Origin of the sequence: Halobacteriovorax sp. CON-3 (assembly GCF_043196995.1) — a bacterium.
Lineage (GTDB): Bacteria > Bdellovibrionota > Bacteriovoracia > Bacteriovoracales > Bacteriovoracaceae > Halobacteriovorax_A.
In genome coordinates this window covers 1,709,992-1,720,849 of record NZ_JBEBNA010000001.1, presented here as the reverse complement: position 1 = coordinate 1,720,849, position 10,858 = coordinate 1,709,992, and the positions used below count along the sequence as shown (strand labels likewise).

General features: G+C 35.4%; 11 protein-coding genes. 6 read left to right on the top strand and 5 right to left on the bottom strand.

All coding sequences use genetic code 11. The annotated features are described in order from the left end of the window. The first annotated feature begins 5 nt into the window (after positions 1-5). The 3 genes from ABMA72_RS08085 to ABMA72_RS08075 are packed head-to-tail and all read left to right on the top strand — an operon-like array spanning position 6 to position 2,595. Positions 6-845, top strand: a complete 840-nt coding sequence (locus ABMA72_RS08085; protein ID WP_392857799.1) for a hypothetical protein — start codon at positions 6-8, stop codon at positions 843-845. Further along, positions 845-1,522 (top strand): hypothetical protein, encoded by a 678-nt coding sequence (locus ABMA72_RS08080; protein ID WP_392857797.1) that lies wholly within the window; start codon positions 845-847, stop codon positions 1,520-1,522. Before ABMA72_RS08085 ends, ABMA72_RS08080 begins: the two co-directional genes overlap by 1 nt. Further along, complete coding sequence (locus ABMA72_RS08075) at positions 1,522-2,595, top strand: DegT/DnrJ/EryC1/StrS family aminotransferase (RefSeq protein WP_392857794.1); 1,074 nt, start codon at positions 1,522-1,524, stop codon at positions 2,593-2,595. Before ABMA72_RS08080 ends, ABMA72_RS08075 begins: the two co-directional genes overlap by 1 nt. Here ABMA72_RS08075 and ABMA72_RS08070 read toward each other — a convergent pair. The 4 genes from ABMA72_RS08070 to ABMA72_RS08055 are packed head-to-tail and all read right to left on the bottom strand — an operon-like array spanning position 2,588 to position 5,666. Continuing rightward, positions 2,588-3,250, bottom strand: a complete 663-nt coding sequence (locus ABMA72_RS08070) for a PIG-L deacetylase family protein (RefSeq protein ID WP_392857793.1) — start codon at positions 3,248-3,250, stop codon at positions 2,588-2,590. The genes ABMA72_RS08075 and ABMA72_RS08070 overlap by 8 nt on opposite strands. Beyond that, a complete protein-coding gene (locus ABMA72_RS08065) occupies positions 3,247-4,158 on the bottom strand; it encodes a radical SAM protein (protein WP_392857791.1) in 912 nt (303 codons plus the stop codon). The genes ABMA72_RS08070 and ABMA72_RS08065 overlap by 4 nt, the downstream gene beginning before the upstream one ends. Continuing rightward, positions 4,148-4,717 (bottom strand): polysaccharide deacetylase family protein, encoded by a 570-nt coding sequence (locus tag ABMA72_RS08060; RefSeq protein ID WP_392857788.1) that lies wholly within the window; start codon positions 4,715-4,717, stop codon positions 4,148-4,150. The genes ABMA72_RS08065 and ABMA72_RS08060 overlap by 11 nt, the downstream gene beginning before the upstream one ends. Continuing rightward, complete coding sequence (locus ABMA72_RS08055) at positions 4,710-5,666, bottom strand: NAD-dependent epimerase/dehydratase family protein (RefSeq protein ID WP_392857786.1); 957 nt, start codon at positions 5,664-5,666, stop codon at positions 4,710-4,712. The genes ABMA72_RS08060 and ABMA72_RS08055 overlap by 8 nt, the downstream gene beginning before the upstream one ends. Positions 5,667-5,783: 117 nt before the next feature. On the opposite strand from ABMA72_RS08055, the gene ABMA72_RS08050 reads away from it, so the two are divergent. Continuing rightward, positions 5,784-7,364 carry a tail fiber domain-containing protein gene (locus tag ABMA72_RS08050; protein ID WP_392857785.1) on the top strand — a complete coding sequence of 527 codons (1,581 nt, stop codon included), beginning with the start codon at positions 5,784-5,786 and terminating at the stop codon, positions 7,362-7,364. A 4-nt stretch (positions 7,365-7,368) separates the two neighbouring features. Next, entirely contained in the window at positions 7,369-8,565 is a 1,197-nt protein-coding gene (locus ABMA72_RS08045; protein ID WP_393056761.1) for a nucleotide sugar dehydrogenase, read from the top strand. On the opposite strand, the gene ABMA72_RS08040 is transcribed toward ABMA72_RS08045, so the two are convergent. Next, the gene (locus ABMA72_RS08040; RefSeq protein ID WP_392857783.1) at positions 8,562-9,164 is read right to left on the bottom strand and encodes a radical SAM protein; all 603 of its coding nucleotides are present in this window, start codon (positions 9,162-9,164) and stop codon (positions 8,562-8,564) included. The two genes, ABMA72_RS08045 and ABMA72_RS08040, sit on opposite strands and share 4 nt — an antisense overlap. 124 nt (positions 9,165-9,288) lie before the next feature. Between ABMA72_RS08040 and ABMA72_RS08035 the strand changes: the two genes are divergently transcribed. Next, positions 9,289-10,833 carry a GNAT family N-acetyltransferase gene (locus ABMA72_RS08035; RefSeq protein ID WP_392857782.1) on the top strand — a complete coding sequence of 515 codons (1,545 nt, stop codon included), beginning with the start codon at positions 9,289-9,291 and terminating at the stop codon, positions 10,831-10,833. The last annotated feature ends 25 nt before the right edge of the window (positions 10,834-10,858 follow it).

Genomic DNA, 10,858 nt, shown 5'->3' with positions numbered 1-10,858 from the left:
TACGTATGAAGATTGCACTTATTACAATGATTGAAAGTAATGGCCGAAGCACTAATGATGACAAGGGCATTACATTTGAAAATCAAAGACATTATGAAGATGAGGCCATTCTCTGTTTTGAGAATTGGCGTAAGAATGCAGGGGATTTGAAAGATATTCCCATTTATACCTATTGTCCTTCAAAGCATATCGTTAGCGAAAAAACGAAAGTAAAATTTAAAGAATTAGGTGTTACATATATTGAAAGATATCACAATGAAACAGAGGAATTTGAGTCTGGTTTTGTGAATGTTCCATTTTGTGGAATGCTTCTTGAAGAAGAGTTAACTGAAGATCTCTTTATTCATATCGACCTTGATATGAATCTTATTAAACCTTTGGATCCCAAATTATTAGAGATTGCATATAACGAAGGCAAGATAGTCGTTGGCCAATATGATGATATTTCAAAAAAGGATCAACGCTTTATTGGAGAGGATTGGGGTAATCCGCTTGATACTGGTTTTATTATTTCTCGCCGAGACAGTGGTTTTTACAAATTCTTCTTTGAAGAACTCATGGCCCTATATAAGACAAATGGTGATGAAAGATGGCAGAAGTACTGTCAAAATGTAGAGAAATACTTTCTTGAAGAGTATGTCATTGAAAAAGCTTTCAATGAAGGTCGTCTTAACGTGCATCCTGTACAGTATTATCAGGTAGGAGAGGGATATGCTTCTGTGACAACTTTTCCAAAAGATAAGCTAGGAGGAATTTACTTTTGGCATGAACACCTATATCCAAACTCTAAATATGATAAAGTAAGAGAGAGAATCGCGTACTTTAAGAGAATGAAGGAGCTGTGATGGATATTGAACATATATTTAGAGAAAAAAAGATTGAGTTTCTCTACGCTGCTCAAGAGAAATTAAAAGAAGAGTTTGATATTGATGTCCCTGTCGGTTCAGGATTTGGAAAAAGTAAGAGCTTTTACTTTATTCCTGTTGGTAAACGTAAATATGTCTTTAAACCAGCTTTGAAATTTCTTGTTACTGATTCTCCGGATATCGATCGTAAACTTAATTTTACATTTGAAGATTTATTAAAAAAATATCGTAAGGTTATGAATAAAGAAACAATTCTCCCTACGTTACTGGAAGAGTCTGAGAGTTTTTTGGTTTTTGAATATTATAACGAAGAAGATGGCTGGTTTAAGATGGATGATCTTAAAAAAGGTGATTGTGAGACAGTCGTTACATTAACCAAGAATCTTTGGGGGAATGATAAAGATGTTCTTTTTCCTTTTTATAATCAACTCTATTCTAAAGTTTATAAAAATATTAATACCGGTGAAATTAAGATTGTCGACTTAAAATATGTTGAGATTCAAAAACGTAGACCAATATTCATGTATATCTGCGATTATAATATTAATACAATTTTTTATTTTGAAAAAAATTATAATCCATTCTTTAAGGTAAAGGATATCTTGGCCCGTGAGTATCCGGTATTAGAGGCCCAAGAGAAAATTTTATATAAGTAATGCAGATACCTTTATTTCGACCATATTCAAGTCCTGATTTAGAAGCACAGCTTAAGCGTGTTATAAGTAGTGGTGAGTGGACTGGTGGAATAGAGGTCGCAGAGGTTGAAAGCCTTTTAGTTAAAAAATTCAAATTTCCAAATTTTATATGTACTAGTAGTGCCACGTCAGCATTTGAAATTATTTTAGATATGTACTTTTCAGATGTTAAGGCAACAATTGTCGTTCCAATAAATACTTTTGCGACAACGGCGGAAGTTCCAAAGAGATTAGGTCATAAGATAGTTTTTTGTGACGTTGACTCAGTTTCTGGAATGATTGATATTACATCGTTAGAACAAATCCTTAAATCTCAAAAAGTTGATTGTGTCGTTCCTGTTTCCATTGGAGGACACCTTTACGACAGAGATGCGATGAAGAAGTTAAAGAATGAATATGGTTTCAGAGTTGTCGAAGATCTGGCCCAACTTATTTACCCTGAATGCTTCGACTTGGAAGTGGATGCCGCATTCTTTAGTTTCTACCCAAATAAAATTCTTTCCTCTCCTGATGGTGGTGGTTTAATCGTATCCGAGTTTTCTTTAGTGAATCAGGCAAAGAAGCGTCGATTGCATGGTATTTGTCGGAAAACAAGATGTGAATATGATATTGAATTTCTTGGACGTAAAGCGAATATGACAAATATTGATGCTGTGTTCTTAAAGGATCAAATATCTTCTTTATCAGATAAAATCTCAAAACGCTTGGCCATTTACCAATCGTATGCTCAATTGCTCGAAGAGATTTCTGACGTTAAAGTCCTAGCACTTGAAAATAATATAATACCTTCGCTTTTTGTCATTCATGCTAGAAAGCGCAATGAGTTGAAGTCTTTTTTAGAGGATAATGGTGTTCAAACATCGATCCACTTTAGGCCACTTCATTTACATTCGTATTGGAATCAGGAAGAGTTAGAATTCCCAGGTGCTGAGGAATACTACTCTTCTACACTTTCTCTTCCTTTTTTTGAAATGTTAAAAGAAGACGAATTGAACTGTGTTATATCTCTTATAAAAAAGTTTTACTCTATCTAATAATTCTTTCAACATAAAAAGACTCTGCTAATTCCTTTCCACATTTTGTTCCTTCTGATTTTGCAAGGATTTCGAGATTCTCAATTGATCGAGGATGTGGGAATGGATGTAATTCACTTTCGTAGGCACACATGGCCTGAATTTTGGCCTTCAAGTTCTGCTTAGAAATTGTACTAAAATAATTCTTTCTTGCTTGTATAAATTGTGAAGACTGATATTCAATACTTGAAGGTATATCAAAGGTGTAGATTTCTGTCGTAGTGTTACTAGGAGTTGATCTAAAAGCTGTAAGGACTGCTTTGTTTGTAATTTGATGGTCAATATTTAAATCATTGTAAGAATGAGTATAGATAATATTAGGCTCAAATTCAGCTTTTACTTCTTCAATTTCTTGAATGATGTCGATAAGGTTATAACTATCGAGTCTATTATCTCTTAAAGATAATTTCTTGTGGTTTTCTACCCCAAGTATTTTAAGCGCTTTTAAGTATTCTTGGTGACGGTTTTGGATATCTTTGCCCTGGGCCGAAGTACTATCAGTAAGGACCAAAATATAGACATCATCATCTTCTAGAATATGCTTATGTATTGTTGCTCCACAACCTAATACTTCATCATCAGCATGTGCAACGATTACTAAAACTTTGTTGTTCATGGTGCCACCTTTTCAAAACTCCAATAATCATCGCATTCACATAACTTAAATGGGCAGACGATTGATGTTGTTTTAAAGTCACAAGTTAGAATGTGTTTTTTTGTATTCTTGCAAGCATAAGAAACTTGAGCATCATAGTGTATAATAAAGGCTCTAATGTCACATTTCCAACCCTTTAGTTGATTATAGCCATTATTTAAAAAATCAGATTTGGAAATATATTTTTGTTCTTTGGCCGTTTTAATTAATGTCGTTTCTTTGTTTTCAAGTTGTGTAACCCTTAGCTCACAATTCTTTATAAACTCTTCTATTTCGTCTTGATAATTTTCGTACGAAACGGAGTCATTTGTATCGTTATGTAGTCTGATACAATTTAAGGTAAGCTTTTTTTCTTGTGCTAAATTATAGAGGCTTTCAAATATATTCTTATATCTTTCAAATTCCTCTAATTTATTCGTAAAGAGAAAAGCTACATCCATTCGATATCTCTTAGATAAGAGATCAATCTTTTCGACAAAGCCTTTATTTGGGTACTCTGGATGAAAGCTTGCGGTAATTTTAATTTTGTTACTTTCTGGAAGCTTATGCCAGAAGCTTTCAGGTTTAACAAAATTTGTGACGATTCTTATTTCTTTTAAGTTTTGAATACTTTCAAGTTCTTCAATAATTGTTATGAAATTTGGATGGAGGCTCGGTTCCCCACCAATTAAGTTAATGATAAAGTTTTCTTCAATGGCCTTAAGTTTCTTTATGATAATCTTACTTAGAGTTGTGTATTCGGTATTACTATTAAATGGCCTATAATAACAATAGCTACAATCAAATTGACAATGAGAAACCATCTCCCAATTTATATTAAGTGGGGAGCCTTCACCGATAGCAATAATATTTTCGTTTTCATATTGCATTTCTAAGGTCCTCTATTGCAACTCGTTCCTGACCAAATATATTTTCAATTCCACGCTGTTTTAAAATCTCTTTATATAAAGGTGCTTCGTAATTATATGGAAAGCAAAAGTCTTTAATGTCTAGTCCTTGTTTTGCAAACTCATTTAACATCTTATCAGTATCATCTTTAAGGTGATCATGTAGCTCTTTTAGGTTCAGGCCACTCCTTAAGTCTCTATGTTGATGTGAATGACCGCCAATATAGCAATCCTTAGTGGAAGCTATTTCTTTGATTTGGCTCCATTTCATATAATTAGTTGTATTGCCTGTTTTGAAATAAGATTCATGGGCCTTAGCACACGGAATTGTTATCTCATTTTGTTTTTCTGCTTCTGGTGAAATTATATTCGTCGAAACAAAGAATATTTTTGGTGTATCAAATTTTAAAAAATGATTTAGGTGTTTATATTGTGAGTATAGGCCATCGTCAAAGGTGATAGTATAATCTGATAGATCAAGCTCTAGCATCCATTCGTATACTTCATGAATCATCAATATAGGCTTATTAAAATCATTCATATTTCTTTGCGATATCCTCAATAATTGTTCTTAGCGCTATTTTTGGGCGATAAAATTGTTTCAGCTTTTCGATATTTGGTGATCTTTTTAAAATATCTTTTGAGTGACTACTATATTCATCATTGAAAGCGATTTTTTCAATTTTAATATTAAGGGCCAATGTGTCTTTGATTAGATGTGCAAGCTCTTCTATCGTGACTCGGTTCTTGTCATTTCCTATGTTGATAGTTTGATTGAGAAAGCTATCTCTTTCTATCAAATACCTCAACGAATTGATTAAATCACTAATATGGCAAAATGACCTTGTTTGAGAACCATCTCCATAGATTGTTATCTTACCTATTTTCTTTGCATCACGAATCATCTTCGGCATAACCATACCGTATTTAGGGGATTGCTCTGGGCCAGTTACATTAAATAGCCTAAGAATGATATGTGGTATTTGATAACTCTTGAGGAGAAATTCAGTCATCAGTTTATTACAGGCATAACCCCATCTTAAAATATCTGGAGAACCAATTTGTAGGCCCTGATCTTCTCGACAATTTTCTTGATTACCATAAACCTCAGAGCTCGAAGCAAATATTGTTTTTGTTTTATATTTCGCAAGAAGAGGGAGTAGATCATGATTGATCCTATTCTCATTAATAATGGCCTCTCTTGGTGATTGATCAATTTTTTTTACGCCAACAGCTGCGGCAAAGTGACAGAAAATTGTGGTGTCTTTTAGTTCAGTATTAAGCCAGTCGATATCTTCGTTGCTCATCTTGGCCAAGTCCATTTTTCTGTATGATATTTCACCACAATTAGCTTGCAAATCGTCTATTGAGACGACGTTTGTTGATAAATTATCGATTATAGTGATGTCGAATTCCTGAAAGAAATTCTTGGCGATTTCACTTCCTAGGAAGCCAAGTCCACCACTCACTAACATTTTTTGTCTGGTCATAAATTCAGCCACTTGCAGTAATTTTATCTATTGGTAAAATTATTTAGTTAATAATAATGCATCAAATTTTAATTACACTTATAATTATAACATATTGCATGTTTATGAGGTGTCTCAATGAAGAAGAAAAATAATTCAAATCAATTTGGTTTTACTCTTGCCGAGGTAATGGTCGCGGCAGGACTTATCGGCGTACTATCGCTCGCGGTTGTAAATATGATGAGTAATATTAATAGAACTTCTAAACGAGCATCTCAAGTTTTTAACGTACAACAAGAAACTCAGCGAATAACAAGTATTCTATCGAATGGTGATGCTTGTAAAAATACCCTCCAAGGGATAGATATCGGTAACGCTCCTGGGTATACCGTTACGGCTAATGTTCCTATTATCAAGGATGCTGATGATAATGATGTTTATACTATTGGTAAAGAACTTGGGTCAGGTGCTGATACTGTTAATGTTAATAGAATGCAGGTTAGGCGTCTTTTCTATCCTAAGACTGGAGCATATGGAACAATCGAAAATTATACTGTAGGTGGTGTTCCATTCACAAAAATGGAAGCACAGTTAATGGTTACTTTTCGTAAAGGTTCAGTTGGTACCACGGATGATATGATTAAAAAGAGTTCTGTTGGTGGTGTTGATATTACTAAACGAATTGGAATGATGGTTGTTATTAATGCGGCTGGACAGATTCAATCTTGTTACAGTACTGCTGATGAGTTCTTAGATAGTGCTTGTCGAAACTTAGGTGGTACAATCGATGGAACAGATGGAGAATGTAAGGACGTACAACTTAGAACTCTTAAGACCGCAACTGCAACTGCCGATACAAATGCTGCAACTATAGGTGACGCATTCTCTGCAAATATTACTAATGATGAAGGAAGAAATGCTCCTTTAAGGATTAAATTAGATTTAGCAAGTCAGTATATGTCATTAGATAGTGATGCTATTCAAACGAGAGGAAATCCTCTTTATTTAAACCAATTTGGACAAAATTTAGAACTAGGTAACTCTGGGGCAACAACTAACTTAAGAACGGGTACAAATAATATCACTGGGACGAATAATATTTCTGGAACGACTAATATCTCTGGGACAACAAACCATACCGGTGTTACAAATTTTAATAATGTTACTAATCACAATGGAGTTGCAAACTTCAATCAATTAGCAGATTTTAATAATACGGTTTATTTTGATCACGTGAATACCTTCTTTAGACAGGGAATGACCCTGAGTGCGAGTAGGACTTTTACTGTTCAAACAGGAGCGAATATAAGAATGGATGGAAGCTCTTATATCAATTTCCAAGGAACTTCATATATGAACTTTGCTTCAGATAGAAGATATAAGCATGATATCGTGGAGCTTGAAAGTGTATTAGAAAAGTTCGATGAAATTAGAGGTGTCGAATTTGTTTGGAATGCTAATAATAGACGAGATATTGGTTATATCGCTCAAGAGATTGAAAAGGTTTTCCCAGAGGTTGTCTCAACAGATGAGAAGGGAATGAAGAGCGTACAATATACAAAGATGCCAGCTGTAAACACTGCTGCAATTAAGGAACTTAAGCGTGAGAATGATGAGCTTAAGTTTAGAGTAAATCTACTTATGAATGCTCTTTGCAACGGTGAAGATGCACATAAGTATGAAGAGGTTTGCTCAATTCCGGTAGCGCCTTTAGAATAATGAAATGAAAAATACAACTCTCGCCATCATTGGCGTCGGATATGTGGGAATCAACTTGGCCGTTAGGTTCCCACAATTCTTTAAAACTTTTGCCTTTGACATTGATAACGAAAAGATTGATTCCTTGAAGAAGGGAATCGACTTATCTGAACAATTCTCAACTGAAGAGATCTCTAACAGCGGGTGTATATTCACCTCGAATATCGAGATTTTAGCGGATGCAAATTACTATCTTATAACCGTCCCTACGCCGTTAGACAGTTATCATAAGCCAGATCAAAGTCGTGTTCTTGAAGCCGTTGAAGGCCTTAGAGACTACCTGTCTCCAGGGGACACTATTGTTGTTGAATCTACTGTCATGCCTGGAACAACAAAATCTATTAGAGAACTTATTGGTAGAGATGACATATATTTCGCCTTTTCGCCTGAGCGTGTAAGCCCTAATGACAATTTTATTAAATTTGAAGATATTGTGAAGGTTGTTTCTTGTGACTCAAAAGATAAACTAAGAGATTTAGAATTTATTTATAATAAAATATTTAGAAGAGTTGAATTGAGTCAAGACATTGAGGCAAGTGAGTTTTCTAAACTTCTAGAAAACACATCTCGAGATATCAGTATTGCTATGATGAATGAGTTTTATCAGGGCGCATTGAAGAAGGGGATTGATTTTAAAGAAGCCCTTAGGCTCGCTAGGAGTAAGTGGAATTTTCCTAATGTTGATAAAGGTCTAGTCGGTGGACATTGTATTAGTATCGATCCACATTACTTGTCGGCCTTCTTAGAATCTAAGGAAGATTCAATAATTCTGAAAGCTCGTCGAGTGAATGATTTGATGGTTAGTTCTTTGAAGGAGAGAATTTTAGAGATCAGTAAAAGTGGTGATAAGATTTTACTTCTTGGGAAAACTTACAAAAGAAATTGTAATGACACTCGAAATTCTAGAGCTCTCCTTTTGTACGAAGAGCTAAAGAATCATACTGATCGAATTGTTGAATCTTTTGATCCATACACAGATAAGGCCAAGAAGTTAACAGACTACAGAGAATACGACTTGATTGTTAGTTTAGTTGCACATGATGAGTTTGCGCAGCTACGAAAAGAAGAGTGGACTGAAATTCTTAAACCAAAGGCCGTGATTTTAGACTTTGCTCAAGTCACTCCCAAGGGTCTCGAAAATCAATTCAAGGTTTATTATTAGATCAAGTTACAATCACAGTGGTAGCGGAAGAGCGTTTCAAAGCTATCTTCACTGATTCTGTGCTTATTTCTCATAAAGAGCTTAAAGGCGTCACCACGGTTTAGAGTTTGACCGTGTTTCGAGTTACAAGCTAATTTGAATGAGATATGCGGGTAGCGATCAAGGAAGTCGTCTACCTGATGGTGATTATCATTTGTTACGATAATGACGTAAGTGACTTGCTCTTCATCTAAGTCTGGAAATTCAATATCGTGATCTAAGTATTCCACACAGTGATAGAGAACTTCATCGATATGCTTAAGGTATTTTTCACCATACCTTTTGATAAAGAGTCCATTGGTGAAAACATCAATTGTACAATTTAATTTTACGAGATGATCAAAGACTTTTTCCATTGTCTTAGGATCAATTAGGCCAGGCTCACCACCACTTAAGCTTACTTGTGCCCCTTCTGTCACAGAATAGACTTTATCAAGAAGCATTTCTTTGCTGATAGGATTCTTCTTATTGCGCTCATGCGTATCGATGATGCAGTAAGTGCAGTCCCAGTTGCAGTTGAATGTAGTAATGATTGTGAATTCATCACGTTTTGCCGTCATTTGTTAATTGTAACATGGTCCAAAATTGTAAAAAAGCTTTATTTTTCCTAACGATTTTAGACACTTAAGTGAGTCTTGTAAGGGACAATTTTACTGCTAAAATAGTTATATCAAGGATGATCAAATGACGAATAAAACAAAAGATGTGAAGCTTGAAGTAAGGCTTTCAAACTTAAAAGATATTGATGGTATTCATGAGTTAGTTGCTCGCTCCTATACTGGTTTTCCCGATGATTACACAAAGGGAATGATTCGTGGGCAGATTACAAATTATCCTGAAGGTAATTTTGTCGCTACATTAAACGGAGAAATTGTCGGCTACTCTGCAAGTATTCTTCTGTCTGAAAAGAAAGTTTTTAAAAAACATACATGGGCCAGTATCACTGGACGAGGTTATGGTTCCACTCATGATGAAGATGGTGACTACCTCTATGGATATGAAACTTGTGTTGACCCATCTATTCGTGGTCATCGTATTGGCCAGCGCTTATATAATGCTAGGAAAAGGCTTGTTAAATACGAGCGCTTAAAAGGTATTGTCTTTGTTGGGCGTATTCCGAGTTTACGTCGTCGAATCAAGCAAGTTGAAAGTGTTGAAGACTATATTGAAAAAGTAAAAGAAAAGAAAATTAGAGATACCACTCTTGGCTTTCAGCTGCGTAATGGATTTGAAGTCTTAGGTGTACTTGAAAAATACTTACCTGGTGATAAAGAGTCTATGGGTTATGGAGTCCATTTAATTTGGAATAACCCTGAATACCAAGCACAAGAGAGCAAGAAGGATCGCCCTGTTCAACAGAACTCTGTCCGTGTTGTTAGTGTCCAATATCAACAACGAGGTATCTCTAGCTTCAAAGAGTTTGAAGATCTCGTGGAGTACTATGTTGATGTAACAGCAGACTATCGTGCTGATTTCGTCCTCTTTCCTGAATTATTTACGATGCAGCTATTATCAATTAAAAACGAAGAAGTTGAGGCCAATGTTGCAATTGAACATATGACCGCTTACACCGAAGATGTAAAAGCACTCTTTCAGCGTCTGGCGGTAAAGTATAACGTCAATATTATTGCTGGCTCACATCCAACGAAAGTAGGGGATCGCGTCCACAATATTAGCTATATTTGTCTACGTGATGGACAAATTCACGAACAAGCAAAAATTCACCCAACTCCAGACGAACAGTATTGGTGGAATATTGAAGGCGGAGATGAGGTTAAAGTTATCGATACTGACTGTGGCCCGATTGGTGTTTTAATCTGTTACGATAGTGAGTTTCCAGAGCTCACAAGACACCTTGCTAATCAAGGGATCAACATTCTCTTTGTTCCATTCTTAACTGATAATCGACAAGCTTATTGTCGAGTGAAGTTTTGTTGCCAGGCCCGTGCCATTGAAAATCAAATCTATGTCGCCATGGCCGGAAATGTTGGAAACCTACCACGTGTCAATAATGTCGATATTCAATATGCCCAAAGTTGTATCCTAACTCCTTGTGACTTTCCTTTTGCAAAAGATGGAATAGCGGCGGACACAACACCAAATGTTGAAATGGTTGCAATTGCCGATTTAAGAATTGATACGCTTTTAGAAGCAAGACAAAATGGGGCCGTGAAAAATTTAAAAGATCGCAGACATGACCTTTACTCAGTTGTATGGCATGGGAAGTAGGTGGCCTTAAGTGGCCACCAATATC